The organism is Streptomyces sp. NPDC001380, assembly GCF_042895785.1.
Taxonomy (GTDB): Bacteria; Actinomycetota; Actinomycetes; order Streptomycetales; family Streptomycetaceae; genus Peterkaempfera.
On the sequence record NZ_JBIAWP010000012.1, the window covers coordinates 175573 to 189852 of the forward strand.

The following is a 14280-nucleotide window of genomic DNA, read 5'->3' on the forward strand; positions in this document are numbered from 1 at the left end:
TGCCGGCCCCGATCCCTCCTGACGCAGTGTCGGACATCCCGTGGCGCGACGGCCCTCCGCCGGAGGACCGCCTCGCGCGACGGCACGGGACCGCACGTCGCACCGCGGGACCGTACGGCGCGCCGCGGACGGCGCGGACCCGCCACCGGCGGCGGACCGCCGTTTCCGCCCGGTGGACCCGGGGCAGACGCCGCACGACCTGAGAGGGGTGGAGAACCGTGACGGCATCGGCAGCTGCATCGGAGGCGGGCCGGGAGGCCCGTTCGGCGGGACGGGAGGTGGCCGACAGCGAGGCCATGCGCATCGCCGCACGGGCGGGCTTCGCCGCCCGCGGCGTGGTGTACGTGCTCATCGGGGTGCTCGCGGTGCGGATCGCCTTCGGCGACCCGGGCGCCGAGGCGGACCGGCGCGGTGCGCTGGAGCAGGTGGCCCGCCAGCCCTTCGGCGAGTTCCTGCTCTGGGTGATCGGCCTGGCGTTCGCCGGGCTGGCGCTGTGGCGGCTCACCGAGGCCGTGTACGGGCCCACCACCGGCTCGGGCGGCGGCGAGGGCAAGCGGACCGTCAAGCGCCTGGCCGCGCTGGGCCGGGCCGTCTTCTACGGCGTGGTCGCGGCGGGCGTCTTCGGCCTGGTGCTCGGCTCGGGCGGCCCCCGGTCCAGCGACCACCAGTCCAAGGGCCTGAGCGCCCGGGCGATGGAGTGGCCGGGCGGCCGCTGGCTGGTCGGGGCCGTCGGGATCGGCTTCGTGGCGGCGGGCTGCTGGATCGCGGCGCGCGCCGCGATGCGGAAGTTCATGAAGAAGATGGAGACCGGCCGGATGAGCGCCAAGGAGGAGCGCGCCGTCGAGGTGCTCGGCGCCGCCGGCGGCGTCGCCCGGGGCGTGGTCTTCGCCACGGCGGGCGTCTTCGCGGTCGTGGCGGCCGTGCAGTTCGACCCGGACAAGGCCAAGGGCGTCGACGACACCCTGCGGTCCTTCACGCAGACCCCGGCCGGGCCGTGGCTGCTGGTCGTGGTCGCCGTCGGCCTGGTGCTCTTCGGCGTCTTCTCCTTCGCCTGCGCCCGCCGGCGCAAGGTCTGACGGGATCTCAGCAGCCGTCGGCGCGCCCGGCGGCGGACCCCTCCGGTCCGCCGCCGGGCGCGTCCGTGCGGGCGGCGAGGTCGAGGCGCCAGTCGTTGCTGCGCATCGTGCGGCCGCTGCCGGGCGGGTACGGGAAGTCGCACTCCCCCAGCAGGACGAAGCCCGCGCGGCGGCAGAGGGCGTTGGAGGCGGGGTTGTCCACGGAGGGGAAGGCGTGCAGGTGCCGGTGGCGGCCGTCGTCCCGGGCCCGGTGGAGCACGGCGGCGACGGCGGCGGCCGCGACGCCCCGGCCCTGGTGGGACGGCAGGACGTTCCAGCCGCTCTCGTACACCGCGTCGCCGCGCCAGACCCGCGTCCAGTAGCCGACGGTGCCGACCGCCTCGCCGCCGGGCAGCAGCACCCGGAACATGCGGCCGTCGAGCGCCCCGAGGTACCGGCGGTGGCGGGCGAGCACCTGCTCCTCGGTCTCCGGGCCGCCCACGTGCCGCTTCATCTCCGGCGTGTTGATCCGCCGCAGCAGTTCCAGGCCCTCCTCGGACCAGGGCTCGATCCGCACGTCCAGGGCGTTCTCCGGTGTCCGCACGCCGCCCATCCTGGCAGGGCCGCCCGCCGCGCCGGAACCGCTTTTCCGCAGCCCCGGGCGGCGGCGCGCGGGTTCAGGCGCCCCCGCCCAGCAGGGCTCCGCGGTGCCGCGAGGCGAGGCGGAGCAGGGCGGCCCCGGCCGGCTGGACCGGTTCGCGGTCCAGGAGGCGCCCGACGGCCTCCGCGGTGAAGGGCAGGCCGACGGACCTGCCGGTGCCGTCCTCGGCGCCGACCCGGCGGCCCTCGGCGTTGACCGCGGCGAGCCGGGGGAAGACCCGGTCGAAGAAGGCGGCCTCCACGACGGCCACCGTCAGCAGGTCCACGGCGAAGGTCAGCGGGTCCGCCCCCAGGCCCAGCCAGTGCACGGAGAGGTCGCCGCGCCGCCGGCCCGCGCCGAGCTCCCGGTACAGGGGCCACGCGTCGTAGTCGAGGGGCGCGGCGGCGGTGCCGTGGTCCTCCGCGGCGCCGAGCAGCTCCTCGGCCAGTTCGCGCACGAGGCAGCGCCACAGGTCGAAGTCGTTGGCCTCGTTCCACGGGGCGTCGTGCGAGGGCTGGAACATGCCGGCCGGCATCACCTGGTACAGGCCGCCGCCCGCGGCGACCTTGGCCGGGTCGCGCCAGTGCAGCACGAACTCCGCCGTCCCGGCCCGGCGGTCGTGGCGCAGCAGCAGGGTCGAGACGCCGGGCAGGGCGGGCCGCCGGGCCAGGTCGGTCGGGTCCCCGAGTGCGTCGCGGAAGGGCGTGCCCGGCGCCTCGCCGAGGTCGGCGGCGGCGAGCTCGTGGGCGGCGGCCTCGTGGATGTCCAGTCCCTCGAAGTACCGGGCGCGGCCGAAGCCGAGCACCGGCGCCCCGCCCTCGTCGTCGACGGAGAGCAGGCGGTAGCAGGCGCGGTCCTCCAGGAGGCGGGGCCGGGCGAGGGCGGCCAGCGCGTCCGCGTAGGCGGCGTGGGGGGTGCCGTCGTCGCGCAGCGGCCGCAGCGGGTCCAGTTCGGGGCGCAGCCCGTGGAAGGGCGGGGGCGGGGCGTCGGCGAGCGGCCGCAGCCGGACCCGCTCCAGCGGCACGGGCTCGGCCGGGACCCAGTGCGGCCGGGCCAGCAGCGGCGCGGCGGGCCCGGGGGCGGCGCCGGCCGCGGCGAGCCGGGCGAGGCGGTGCCGGTGGGCGTCCAGGTGGCGGCGGACGCGCAGCCAGCGGGCGCGCGAGGCGGCGGGCGCGCCGGGGGCGGGGGCATCGGGCGCCACGGGCGGGCCGGACGGGCCGGGAGCGGGGGCGGTCACCGGGCGGACCCGCCGGGCCCCTGGAGGGCGCCGATCCGGTGGAACAGCTCCGCGCCGAGGACCCGGACGTCCAGCGGCGTCTCCACCCCGGGCAGCTCGGCGGCCGCCACCCAGTGCAGGGGGTGCCCGGCCTCCCCCACGGGACGGTCGGGCCGGTCGGCCACGGCGATGTAGTGGTGGTCGACGTGGACGTGCGGCGCGGGGCAGTACCGGTCCGCCCCCACCGGGATCTCCACCGTCCACCAGGGCGGCGGCACCGTCCGGTGCGGGTAGCCGTCCGGCAGCTCCCCCGGCGCGCCGTACCCGGGCGGGACGAGGAAGCGGGCGGACAGCCCGGTCTCCTCCACCACCTCCCGCACGGCGGCCTCGGCGGGGGTCTCGTCCGGCTCCACGTGGCCGCCGGGGACGAGCAGGCCGCCGAGGCGGGGGTGCTCGATCATGCCGAGCCGCCAGTCGCCGCCGACCCGGGCGAAGAGGTAGACGCTGGCGGTGGCGTGCTTGGCCGTCATGGGCGTCCTCGTCTCGGGCGGGGTCCCGGGCTGAGCGCCCGGGCTGAGCGCCCGGGCGGCGGGCGGGGCGCTCCGACTCTTTCACGTCCCGCCGCACCCCGGCGGCGGGGCCCGCCCGGACGCGGACACGGGCCGCAGCGGTCCGCCCGTGTGCTTGGATGCGGGCCATGACGACTGCGGACCCCTCCCTGGAAATCCTGGACATCGTCGACGAGCAGGACCGCGTGACGGGCACCGCGACGCGCGGCGAGGTGTACGACCGGAGGCTGACGCACCGCTGCGTGTTCGTGCTCTGCCGGGACGCCGAGGACCGGATCTTCGTCCATCGCCGCACCGCGACGAAGCTCTTCTCGCCGCTGAAGTACGACCTGTTCGTCGGCGGTGTCGTCGGCGCCGGCGAGTCGTACGCGGAGGCGGCGGTCCGCGAGGCCGAGGAGGAGCTGGGCGTCTCGGGGATCAGGCCGCGGCAGCTGTTCAAGTTCCTCTTCGAGACGCCGGACCACTCGTGGTGGTGCGACGTCCACGAGGCGCGGTGGACGGGTCCGGTCGACCCGCAGGTGGAGGAGGTCGACTGGCACGCCTTCCTCACCGAGGAGGAGGTGGAGCGGCGCCTCGCCGAGTGGCCCTTCGTGGAGGACGGCCTGGAGGCGTGGCGCCGCTACCGGGAGCTGCGGGGCCGCGGCTGATCCGGTGCGGGCCGCTCCGCCGTGTCGGGGCGGTCCGCCGTGTCAGGGCTGTCCGCCGTGTCAGGGCTGTCCGGAGCGGTCCGGACCGTCCGGGGCGGGCCGCGCCGCCGCAGCCCGCTCCCGTGCCGCCCACAGCGGGTGCTCGCGGGCGGCCCAGCCGGGCGAGACCGTGCCGGTACGCATGCCGAGGCGGGCCTCCGGGTCGCGCGAGGCCATCCACAGGTGGCCGGCGACGACCGCGGCGATGGCCAGGGCCAGCCAGTCGTGCACGAAGGTGGCACCGGTCCGCCACACCAGCGGCGCCAGGTGCGGGAACCACATGAGCAGCCCGGTGCCGACCATGACCAGGGCGGCGCCGGCCGTCCAGGAGGCGTAGAGCTTCTGCCCGGCGTTGAACTTGCCGGCCGGCCGCTCCCCGTGCCGGCGCAGGGCGGACCGCAGCCACTGCCGGTCGTGGGGGCCGAAGCGGTTGAGGAGCCGCAGGTCGGCGCGGAACGCCCGCGACGCCAGGCCCGCCAGGACGGGGAGCGGCAGCAGGATCCCGGACCACTCGTGGACGGTGACCACCAGCCGCCGCCGGCCGACCAGCTCGGCCAGCGGCGGCAGGTACAGGCAGGCGGCGGTCACCAGGCACAGGCCCATCAGCGCCGCCGTGGAGCGGTGGACCCACCGTTCGGCGGCGGTGAACCGGCGCAGCCGCCCGCCGGACGGCGCGGCGGCGGAGGGCGGCGCGGCGTCGGACGGCGGCGCGGCGTCGGACGGCGGGGCGGCGGGTCCCGGCGCGGAGACCGCAGGGGCGTCCGGCCCGGGGGCGTCAGGCTGTCGGGGCATCGTCACGTCCGTTCGACCGTCCCACCCAGGCGTCGACGTCGTAGCCGTACTGCTCCCAGTACCCGGGCCGCACCCGGTCGGTCACGGTGATGCCGGAGAGCCACTTCGCCGACTTGTAGAAGTACATCGGGGCCACATAGAGGCGGACCGGGCCGCCGTGGGCGTGGCCGATGGCGGCGTCCTGCATCCGCAGCGCGACCAGGACGTCGGGGCGGCGGGCCTGCTCCAGGGTGAGGCTCTCGCTGTACGCGCCGTCGAAGCAGGTGAACCGGACCGCGTGCGCCCCGGGCCGCACGCCGGCCGCGTCGAGCAGGCGGGAGAGGCGCACGCCCTCGAACGGGGTGCGCGGCACCCGCCAGCCGGTGACGCACTGGACGTCCCGCACCAGCCGGTCCTGGGGCAGGGCGCGCAGGTCGGCCAGCCGGTAGGAGCCGGGCCGGTCGACGAGGCCGTCCACGGTGAGCCGGTAGTCGGCCTCGCCGCGGTGGGGCACCGAGTCGGCGACGGAGTAGTAGCGGAAGCCGCCCCCGCCGGGCAGCAGTCCGGTGAGTCCGGTGGGGTCCTTGCCGGCGGCGGCTCCGAGGAAGGAGTCCACCCCGCGCTGGAGGAAGGGCCCGGCGGCGACGCCGGCGGCGCCGAGCCCGAGCATGCCGAGGACGACGCGGCGGCCGACCGGCGTGCCGCGCCCCTCGGGTTCGGAGGTCGTGTCCACCCCTCGATTCGACCAGGTGGAGCGCGTCCTGGCCAGGGGCGGCGGCCGGACGTCAGCGTTTCGTCACACATGGCGGGGCGGCCGGGAGGGGGCGGGCGCCCTCGGGGCCGCGGGGACCGTGCCCCGGGGAGCCAGGGCCGCGTCCGCCGGGGGGTGCGGACGCGGCCCCGGGGAGGAACGCTATCCGTGTACATGACACTGCGTCAATGCTGCGTGCCGCCTCCCGTTAGGGTGGGCCCATGGCCACGCGCACGCGCCCCCGCAGCACCCCCGCAGCACCGGAGCGGCCCGACCGCGGCCCCCGCCGCCGGCTCAGCGTGGACGAGCGCCGCGAACAGCTGATCGAGGTCGCCCTCGACCTGTTCAGCCGCTGCGCCCCCGACGAGGTGTCCATCGACGACATAGCGGCCGCCGCGGGAGCCTCCCGCCCCTTGGTCTACCACTACTTCCCCGGCAAGCAGAGCCTCTACGAGGCCGCCCTGCGCCGCGCCGCCGACGAGCTCGCCGGACGCTTCCGGGAGCCCGCCGAGGGCCCCCTCTCCGAACGGCTGCACCGCGTCATGGTCCGCTACTTCGACTTCGTCGACGGCCACGGGCCGGGCTTCGCCGCCCTGCTGCGCGGCGGGTCCGTCGCCGCCGGCTCCTGGAGCGGCGCCGTCATCGACGAGGTCCGCCGCGCCGCCCACGACGAGATCCTCGCCCACCTGGGCGCCGAGGACCCGGGCCCGCGGCTGCGCCTCACCGTCCGGACCTGGATCGCCGACGCGGAGATCACCGCCCTCGCCTGGCTGGAGGACCGCTCGCTGTCCCGCGAGGAGCTGCAGCTGCGCCTCGTCCAGGAGTTCACGGCCGCCCTCGCGGTCACCGCCTCCCGGGAGCCCTCCCTGGTGCCCGTCCTGCGGAGCCTCCTCGCGGAGGAGTCCCCCTCCGGGCCCGCCGGACGGCTCCTCGCGCAGCTCGGCGGACTGCTCGCCGACCCGGGCATCGCGGACGCCGTGGGACGGCTGGCGGCGGAGGGCTGACGGCGGCCGGCCCGGGCGGGCGGGGGCCCGGACCGCAGGCCGCCGGTGCGTCCCCGTCTGGTAGAAAAGCCGGGCCGATCCGTACACGAGGGGGAACAGGCACGCATGTCTGAGAACGGACTCGCCCACGCACAGGCCGCCGCGAACCGGGTGGCCGCCACCGTCGACGCGGTCTCCGAGGCCCTGCTGTCCGGCCGGGCCTGGCTGCACCCCGCCGCCTCGCTCACCACCCCCGTCCGCGTCGCGGCCCTCCCCTCCCCCGGCGACCCCGCCACCGGGCACGAGCGCCGGGTCGTGCCCGGGGCGGGGGCGGTCGTCGGGTGGGCCTCCGCCGAACCGCCGGAGGAACCCGTCGCCGCCGACGCCGTCCGCCGCGTCCTGGACCGCCTCGGGGCGGGTCCCGTCCTCGGCCGCGAGGCCGACGCCGAGGCCCTGCACCTCCCCGTAGCCGCCGACCCGGCCCCCGGCGACCCCCGGCCCGCCCTCCCCCCGCTGACCGGTGCCGCCGACCGGTCCGGACCGCTGCGCACCGCCGACGTGACCGGCGTCCGGGTCGGGCTGGCCGTCCCCGCGGTCTTCCACTCGCTCCTCGCCCGGGGCGGCGCCGACCGGGTGGCCGACCACCTGGTCGAGACCGCGGAGGAGGTCCTGGCCGGCGCCCACGGCACGGCGCGCCGCGACTGGGCGGCGGTCACCGCGGCCTGCGCCGACGCCGCCCGGGCCGACGGCGCGTTCTTCGCCGGGCTCTGCCGGCTCGACGTCGGCGGACGCGAGAGCACCGCCACCCTGGCCGCCGTCGTCGTCCCCCTCGCCCCCGGCGCGTCCGCGGAGCCGCCCGGCGGCCCGGGAGCGGCACCCGGCGACGCGGGGGCCCACCGGGTCGAGCTGCCCTGCGGCCCGGCCACGGTCCTCACCGAGGCCCGGACGACGCCCGTCCCGGCGGCGCTCGCCGCCGACGGCCGCCGCCGCCTGATCGGCACCGCCGCCGCCGTCGCCCTGGTCCCCCTCCCCGACGGGGAGCGGGTGCTCGCCGTGCAGCTCAGCACGCCGCACGAGCAGGACTGGGAGCTGTACGGCGCCGCCTTCGCCCGGGTGCTGGAGAGCATCGAGATCGCCTGGGACGGCGTCACCGCGGCGCCCGAGGCGCCCGTGGCACCCGAGGAACGCGAGGGACGCGAGGAGGCGGCCGACGCGCCCACCGCCCCTCCCGCACCGGCGCCGGCACCCGCACCCGCCGCGGAGCCCGCCGCCGCCGCGGCTCCGGCAGGAACGGCCGCGCCCGCCCCGGCCGGCCCCGCCCCCGTTCCCGACGCGCCGCCCGCTCCGGCTCCCGCCCCGGCCGTCGCGCCGACGCCCGCTCCGGCAGTCCCGGCTCCCGCCCCGGCGGACGCGGCCCCGGCGGACTCGGCCCCGGCCGACGCCGCCCCGGCGGGCACGGACAGGCCGGGCAAGGGCACCCCCGTGCGGGTCCCCCCGGCCGACTGGGACCCCTTCGCCCCTCCCGGCGCGGCCCCCGTCGGCCCCGCGGCCGCGCCTGCGCCGCCGACCCGGGCGCCGGCCGCGGGTGCGGCCGCCGGCGGCGCGGGCGGGCCGGGCAAGGGCACCCCCGTGCGGGTCCCCCCGGCCGACTGGGACCCCTTCGGCACCACGGGCGCGGCCCCCGGCGCCCCGGCCCCGGCCGCCGCGCAGGAGCCGGCTGAGGAGGCCGCGCCCGCCAAGGGCACCCCCGTCCAGGTCCCCCCGGCCGACTGGGACCCCTGGGCCTGAGCACCCGTGCCCGGCCCCGCCCGCGCACCGGCCGGAGGCCGGGCGGGGCGGCGGTCCGGGCTCCGGGTCAGTGCGCGGCGGAGCTGTTCAGGAGGCGTCCGCCGAGGGCCGCGGCGGCGGTGGCGACGACGGCGCAGCCGAGGACGACCGCCCAGCCGACCGGTCCCAGCGCCGTGCAGCCGAAGAAGCGGTTGATCCCCGGCACCTCCACCGCCGCCACCAGGGCCGCGGCCGAGACACCGCTGGTGAGCAGGACGAGCGGGCTGCGCCAGCGGCCGATGAGGGTCTGTCCCAGCTGGGCCCCGACGAGGGCCGCGAGCGCCATCGTGGAGGCCCGCCGCCCGCCGTCGGGCAGCACCCGGGTGGCGCGGCCGAGCTGCCAGGCCACCAGCGCCGCCGCCGCGGTGGCGCTGCCGCGGACGGCGAGCATGCGGGCCACCTCGGGTCCGGCGAAGCCCCGCGCCGGACCGTCCGTGACCGCGCGCCCGCCGCCCTCCGCGCCCCGCGCGCCCTCCGTCTCCGCGTCCGACCGGCGGGGCGTCAGGGCCACGGCCAGGGCGGGCAGCATGTCGGTGAGCATGTTGACCACCAGGAGCTGACGGGTGGTCAGCGGAGCCCGTCCGCTGACCGCCGTACCGGCCAGGGTGAACGCGATCTCGCCCGCGTTGCCGCCCACCAGGATCGCGATGGCGTCCCGGACGCTCGCCCACAGCGAGCGGCCCTCGGCGAGCGCGTCCAGGATGAGCCGGGGGTCGGGCGCGGTCAGCACGAGGTCGGCCGCGCTGCGCGCGGAGCCGCTGCCGCGCCCGGCGACGGCGATGCCGACGTCGGCCCGGCGGATGGCGGCGGCGTCGTTGGTGCCGTCGCCCGTCATCGCGACCACGCGCCCGGCCCGCTGGAGCTCCCGGACGATCCGCACCTTCTGGGCGGGCGACACCCGCGCGAAGACCGCCGCCGCGGCCACCACCTCGGCGCGGCGGGCCGCGGGCAGCGCCTCCAGCTCGGCACCGGTCAGCACCCGGCCGGCGTCGGGGATGCCGATGTCGGCGGCGACGGCGGCGGCGGTCACCGGGTGGTCGCCGGTGACCATCACCGGCCGCACCCCGGCCCGGACCAGGCCCGCGACCGACGCGGAGGCGTGCGGCCGCGGCGCGTCCGCGATCCCCACGAACCCGAGCAGGCAGGCGTCCCGCACGCGCCCGGCCAGCTCCTCGCCGGACATCCCGGCGGGCTCGCCCGGCCCGTCCACCGCGATCCGGGCCACCGCGAGGACCCGCAGGCCGCGCCCGGCCAGCGCCTGCACCCGCTCCCGGGCCCGGTGCCGCCTGGCCTCGGTGAGCGGCAGCGGCCGGCCGTTGCGGTCGGCGACCTCGGAGCAGCGCTCCAGGACGGTCTCCGGCGCGCCCTTGACCGCGATGACCGGCCCCTCCCCGGCGTCGCCGAGCGCGGCCGAGAAGCCGCGGCCGGTCTCGAAGGGCAGCTCCGCGAGGAGCTTCCAGCCGGGGACCTCGTCGTGGTCCAGGGCCGCCTCGGCGACGGCCCGGTCGGTGGCGTGCGCCATCTCCCGGATGCCGTCGGCGAACGGGGGGCAGGCGCGGGCGGCGTTGCGCAGGATCCGCCGGCCGGTGCCGCCCGCGATCGGCACCGGGCCGTGCAGGGCGGCGGTGCGGACCAGCGAGAGCCGGCCCTCCGTCAGGGTGCCGGTCTTGTCGAAGCAGACGGTGTCGACGCGGCCGAGCGCCTCCAGGGCGCGGGTGGAGCGCACCAGGACGCCTAGCCCGGAGAGGCGGCGGGCGGCGGCGAGCTGGGCCACCGTCGCGACCAGGGGCAGGCCCTCCGGCACGGCGGCCACCGCGATCGCGACGCCGGAGGCCAGGGCCTCGCGCAGCCGCAGCCCCCGCAGGAGGCCCAGGCCGGTGACGGCGAGGCCGCCGACGCCGGTGGCGGGCAGGGCGATGCGGGTGAGTTCGGCGAGCCGGGCCTGCAGGCCCGCCGTGGAGCGGACCCGGCCCGCGGCGCGGGCGGCCCGGCCGGCCTCGGTGGCGCCGCCGGTGGCGACCACGACGGCGACCCCCGACCCGGCGAGCACGACCGTGCCCTCGTAGAGCATGCAGCTGCGCTCGGCCTGGTGGGCGTTGGGGACCGCCTCGGGCGACTTGCCGACCGGGAGGGGCTCGCCGGTGAGGCTGGCCTCGTCGACCTCCAGGGAGACGGCGGCCAGCAGCCGGGCGTCCGCGGGCACGACGTCCTCCGGGTGGACCGCGATGAGGTCGCCGGGGCGCAGCCGGTCGGCGGGGACCTTCCGGCCCCGGGTGTGCGCGGGTTCGGGCGGGTGGGGGGCGTCGCCGGGGGGCTGCGCCACGAGGCGGGCGTGGGTGCGCTGGCGCAGCAGCAGGGCGTGCAGGGCGCGTTCGGCGCGCATCCGCTGGGTGCCGCTGACGACGGCGTTGCCGAGCATGACGCCGCCGACGAGGAAGGCGTCGACGCCGGAGCCGACGACGGCGGAGGCGGCGGCCCCGAGGGTGAGGACGGGGGTGAGCGGGTCGTGCAGCTCGTCGCGGGTGGCGCGGTAGAGGTCGGCGGCGGTCCGCGCCGGACCGGCGAGCCGGCGGACGGCGGGCCGCACGCCGGGCACCGCGCAGGCGGCCCGCCGCACGGCGGCGGCCCGGTCCCGGAGCGCGGCGGCGGGGCGCTGCCCCAGCTCCGCCGCCGTCCGCGCCGCCCGGGCCCGTTCGGCCTCCTGGAGCTCGCGCATCCGCTGCCACACCTCGTCGGCGGGGAGGGCGTGCCAGGCGTCCCGGACGACGGACGGCGGGGAGGGGCGGCGGGAGACGCCCCTGGCGCGCAGGGCGGAGGTGGCCATGGCGCCGAACGCGGCCAGGTGCACGGGCGGCGCGGTCCGCCAGCCGAGGAACGGGCCGCGGCCGCGCTCCGGCGGGCGCGAGGCGGAGAGCAGGGCGCCCAGGGCGGAGGCCGCCACCGAGGTGTGGGCGGCGCTGGTGCTCTGCTCGTGGGCGGCCGGTACGGCGGCCAGGACCCGCCAGGCCTGCTCCAGGGCGGAGCCGGGCGGGCCGCCGGCGCCGCAGACGATGTCCGCCGTCCAGTCGGCGCCGCCCTCGTCGGGGGCGACGCAGACGCCGACGTCGGCGGCGCGCAGCGCGTGGGGGCGGTCGCGGGCGACCAGCAGCACGCCCCGGCCGTCGGCCTGGAGGGCGCGGACCGTCTCGGTGAGGCCGTCGTCGCCGTCGGCGGCCTCCTCGGCCTGGCCGAGGAGTTCGTGGACGGCGGCGTGGGGGGTGACCGCGACCTGGGCGGCGCTCTGCTGCGCCACGTCGAGGAGCGCCTCGGCGAGGGGGGCCGCGCACACGCCGATCCGCACGGTGCCGCAGAGGCCCTGGGGGCCGTGGAGCTCGGCGAGGACGCCGCGCGGGTCCGCCGGGTCGGCGTCGGGGCCGGGGACGGGCACGGGCACGGGCACGGGTGCGGGTGCGGCCTCGGCGCCCGCGAACGGGTCGGCCGTGGGCGCGCCGGGGGCCGCGGGCCCGTCCTGCACCGGCCGCAGGCGGTAGTGCCCGCGCCGCCAGCCGGCCGGGTCGGCGAGGTCCGCGGCCGTGCGCCCGTGCAGGACGCGGGCCGCGGCCTGCCACACCGCCGCGTCGTCGAGGTCCTCGTGGGCGGAGCGCGCGGCCAGCAGCCGCACCTCCTCCCCGCAGAGCACGCGGGCGTCGATCACCACCGCGTCGATCCGGTCCAGCCGGCGCAGGGCGCCCGGATCCAGGACCACGGTGCCGCGCCGGGCGAGGTCGTGCCCCAGGACGGCCGCGAACGCCTCGCGGCCGAGCCGGGCGGCGCGCGGCAGGGTGGCCAGCAGGGCGTCCGCCGCCCCCTCCATGTGCTGGGAGACCAGGACGGTGACGGCGGCGCCGAGGACCTCCGCGAGGGCGGTGCGGTCGGCGGCGCGCTCCACCGGGCCCTGCGGGAGCGGGACCGGCCGCGGCGGCGGCTCCGGCAGGTGCGCGGGCACGGGCACCCCGCCGGCGCAGAGCCGGGGGTGGGCGGCCGTCCAGGCGGCCGCGCGGGCGCCGATCTCGTACAGCTGCAGGCAGCGGTGGGCCACGTCGACGGCGAGCGGCGCGACGCCGTCGGAGACGCCGTGCAGGACGGCGTTGACGCCCGCGAGCAGCACCTCGGCCCGGTGGTGGCCGATCCGCGCACCGAGGTCCTGGCGGACGGCGGGCAGCGAGTCGGCCATGGCCACGGCGGCCCGCACCACCCGGGGCGCGGGGGCGATGCGGGTGAGCCGGACGACGGAGGCGCCGAGCAGGCCGACGCAGTCGAGCACGAGGGCGACCGACGCCGCGGCGGTCGCGGCCTGGTCGTCGGGGGGTCCGGGGCGGTCGGGCTCGCCGGCCTCCCACGCCTCCAGCTCCTCCTCGCCGAGCTCGTCCCCGCCCGCCTCCGGCGCGGCCTCCCTCGGGGCGGCCGGGCGGCGGACGGCCTCCTCGGCGGAGCGGACCGCCTCGACGAGGTCGGCGACGTCCACCCGGTCCTCGGCGAACGCCACGAGGACGTGCCCGGTGACGGCGTTGACCTCGGCCAGGTCGACGCCCTCGATGTCCCTCAGGGCCGCGGTGACGGCGGAGGCCAGCCGGTGGTGGCGGGGTCCGCCGGCGGGGAGGCTGCGGACCTGGATGTGGGCGCGGCCGCCGTACGCCCAGATGCGGCGCCTGCCCTCCCCCTCGACGAGGGCGCGCAGGCCCCGCCCGACGGCCTCGGAGGCGGGCAGCGGCCGGGCGGCGGCGGCCGCCGCGCCCGCGGCGCCGGAGGCGGCGGACCTCCCGAGGGAGCCGGCCCCGGTGGCCGCGGACCGGGCGAGGGAGGCCGCGCCCGCGGTGCCCGTGCGGCCGATCGCGGCCGCCGCGGCGGCCCCGCCCCGGGCCAGCGCGATCGCGTCGGCGGCGCCGCCCGCCGCGGCGCGCAGCCCGGTGGTCAGGGCGGGGCGGGCGGGGAGCAGCGCGGCGGCGGCGGCGAGCAGGGCGGGCGACCGGGCCAACGCGGCCTCCTGGGGTGCGGCGGAAGGTACCGGCTAGCCATACCCCGTACGGTCACACAACGGACATTTCATACACCAATGCCGTCACTCCCGGCCGTGGGCCTCCCTGCGGTGCTCCGCCAGCGCCTCGTCGAGGCCGTCGTGGACCGGCGTGGTGATGCTGACCCCCGTCAGGTCGATGATCCGGCGCACGGCCGGGGTGGGGCGGGCCAGCCGGAGCGAGCCCTCCGCACGGCGGGTCTCCTGCTGGGCGCGGATGACGATGTTGAGGCCGGAGGAGTCCATGAACGGGACGTCGGCCAGGTCGAGCACCAGGTGGCGGCGGCCGTGGTGGAGCTGGTTGGCCAGCTGGAAGTGCAGCTCGGTGGCGGTGTCCACGTCCAGTTCGCCGGTGATGGCGACCACCGCCACGTCGGGGTCCGGCACGCTCACCTCCACCGTCAGGCGGGGCGCCTCCTCGGCGGTCTCGTCCGCCTGCTCCGCCCCGGGGAAGGGCTCGGCGTCCGTGGGGTCCTGCGCCGCCGCGTACGGGTCGGAGCCGGTCCGGGCCGTCGCGGAGTCGCTGGGGGTCCTGGGGGTCACGGGGGTTCCTCCGGGGGTTCGGGAGTGCCCCGGGGGAACTCGGACCCCCGGGGCACACAGGGTCGTGCGGGCGGCTGCCCCGCCGGGCGCGGTCCCACGCCTCCCGGCGGCGGGTTTTCCCGCCGGACCGCCCCGGCCGCCCCCGGACCGCCGAGGAACGCCCCGGCCGCCCCGGGCCCGCCCGCA

The 14280-nt window shown here is 79.3% G+C and carries 11 protein-coding genes; 4 read left to right on the forward strand and 7 right to left on the reverse strand.

The window, feature by feature from the left end:
* The first annotated feature begins 296 nt into the window (after positions 1-296).
* Positions 297-1076, forward strand: coding sequence for a DUF1206 domain-containing protein (locus ACFY07_RS17140; RefSeq protein WP_390869420.1), 780 nt, complete (start codon positions 297-299; stop codon positions 1074-1076).
* A gap of 7 nt (positions 1077-1083) precedes the next feature.
* Here the strand turns inward: ACFY07_RS17140 and ACFY07_RS17145 are convergent, their stop codons facing one another.
* From ACFY07_RS17145 to ACFY07_RS17155, 3 genes are all read right to left on the reverse strand, one after another.
* The gene (locus ACFY07_RS17145; protein ID WP_390869396.1) at positions 1084-1668 is read right to left on the reverse strand and encodes a GNAT family N-acetyltransferase; all 585 of its coding nucleotides are present in this window, start codon (positions 1666-1668) and stop codon (positions 1084-1086) included.
* A 64-nt stretch (positions 1669-1732) separates the two neighbouring features.
* Entirely contained in the window at positions 1733-2896 is a 1164-nt protein-coding gene (locus tag ACFY07_RS17150) for an XRE family transcriptional regulator (protein WP_390869397.1), read from the reverse strand.
* Positions 2897-2928: 32 nt separating this feature from the next.
* Entirely contained in the window at positions 2929-3441 is a 513-nt protein-coding gene (locus ACFY07_RS17155) for an NUDIX domain-containing protein (RefSeq protein WP_255744397.1), read from the reverse strand.
* Between the two features lie 167 nt (positions 3442-3608).
* Between ACFY07_RS17155 and ACFY07_RS17160 the strand changes: the two genes are divergently transcribed.
* Complete coding sequence (locus tag ACFY07_RS17160) at positions 3609-4127, forward strand: NUDIX hydrolase (protein WP_390869398.1); 519 nt, start codon at positions 3609-3611, stop codon at positions 4125-4127.
* 60 nt (positions 4128-4187) lie between these two features.
* On the opposite strand, the gene ACFY07_RS17165 is transcribed toward ACFY07_RS17160, so the two are convergent.
* On the reverse strand, positions 4188-4958 hold the full coding sequence (locus ACFY07_RS17165; protein WP_390869399.1) for a cytochrome b/b6 domain-containing protein: 771 nt from the start codon (positions 4956-4958) through the stop codon (positions 4188-4190).
* Positions 4942-5607 carry a molybdopterin-dependent oxidoreductase gene (locus ACFY07_RS17170; protein WP_230652947.1) on the reverse strand — a complete coding sequence of 222 codons (666 nt, stop codon included), beginning with the start codon at positions 5605-5607 and terminating at the stop codon, positions 4942-4944. Before ACFY07_RS17170 ends, ACFY07_RS17165 begins: the two co-directional genes overlap by 17 nt.
* Before the next feature lie 302 nt (positions 5608-5909).
* On the opposite strand from ACFY07_RS17170, the gene ACFY07_RS17175 reads away from it, so the two are divergent.
* Both ACFY07_RS17175 and ACFY07_RS17180 read left to right on the forward strand, forming a co-directional pair.
* The gene (locus ACFY07_RS17175) at positions 5910-6692 is read left to right on the forward strand and encodes a TetR/AcrR family transcriptional regulator (protein WP_390869400.1); all 783 of its coding nucleotides are present in this window, start codon (positions 5910-5912) and stop codon (positions 6690-6692) included.
* Positions 6693-6797: 105 nt separating this feature from the next.
* Positions 6798-8459 (forward strand): hypothetical protein, encoded by a 1662-nt coding sequence (locus ACFY07_RS17180; protein WP_390869401.1) that lies wholly within the window; start codon positions 6798-6800, stop codon positions 8457-8459.
* A 67-nt stretch (positions 8460-8526) separates the two neighbouring features.
* Here the strand turns inward: ACFY07_RS17180 and ACFY07_RS17185 are convergent, their stop codons facing one another.
* Positions 8527-13512: a cation-translocating P-type ATPase gene (locus ACFY07_RS17185; RefSeq protein WP_390869402.1), complete on the reverse strand. Its 4986-nt coding sequence runs from the start codon at positions 13510-13512 to the stop codon at positions 8527-8529.
* An 84-nt stretch (positions 13513-13596) separates the two neighbouring features.
* Positions 13597-13956, reverse strand: coding sequence for an STAS domain-containing protein (locus tag ACFY07_RS17190; RefSeq protein WP_390869421.1), 360 nt, complete (start codon positions 13954-13956; stop codon positions 13597-13599).
* Positions 13957-14280 lie beyond the last annotated feature (324 nt).

Bases quoted from the DNA above. Each gene is read 5' to 3' on its own strand.
- ACFY07_RS17165 (WP_390869399.1), bottom strand. From the start codon at position 4,958: ATGCCCCGACAGCCTGACGCCCCCGGGCCGGACGCCCCTGCGGTCTCC.
- ACFY07_RS17170 (WP_230652947.1), bottom strand. From the start codon at position 5,607: ATGCTCGGGCTCGGCGCCGCCGGCGTCGCCGCCGGGCCCTTCCTCCAG.
- ACFY07_RS17175 (WP_390869400.1), top strand. From the start codon at position 5,910: ATGGCCACGCGCACGCGCCCCCGCAGCACCCCCGCAGCACCGGAGCGG.
- ACFY07_RS17180 (WP_390869401.1), top strand. From the start codon at position 6,798: ATGTCTGAGAACGGACTCGCCCACGCACAGGCCGCCGCGAACCGGGTG.
- ACFY07_RS17160 (WP_390869398.1), top strand. From the start codon at position 3,609: ATGACGACTGCGGACCCCTCCCTGGAAATCCTGGACATCGTCGACGAG.
- ACFY07_RS17145 (WP_390869396.1), bottom strand. From the start codon at position 1,668: ATGGGCGGCGTGCGGACACCGGAGAACGCCCTGGACGTGCGGATCGAG.
- ACFY07_RS17155 (WP_255744397.1), bottom strand. From the start codon at position 3,441: ATGACGGCCAAGCACGCCACCGCCAGCGTCTACCTCTTCGCCCGGGTC.
- ACFY07_RS17140 (WP_390869420.1), top strand. From the start codon at position 297: ATGCGCATCGCCGCACGGGCGGGCTTCGCCGCCCGCGGCGTGGTGTAC.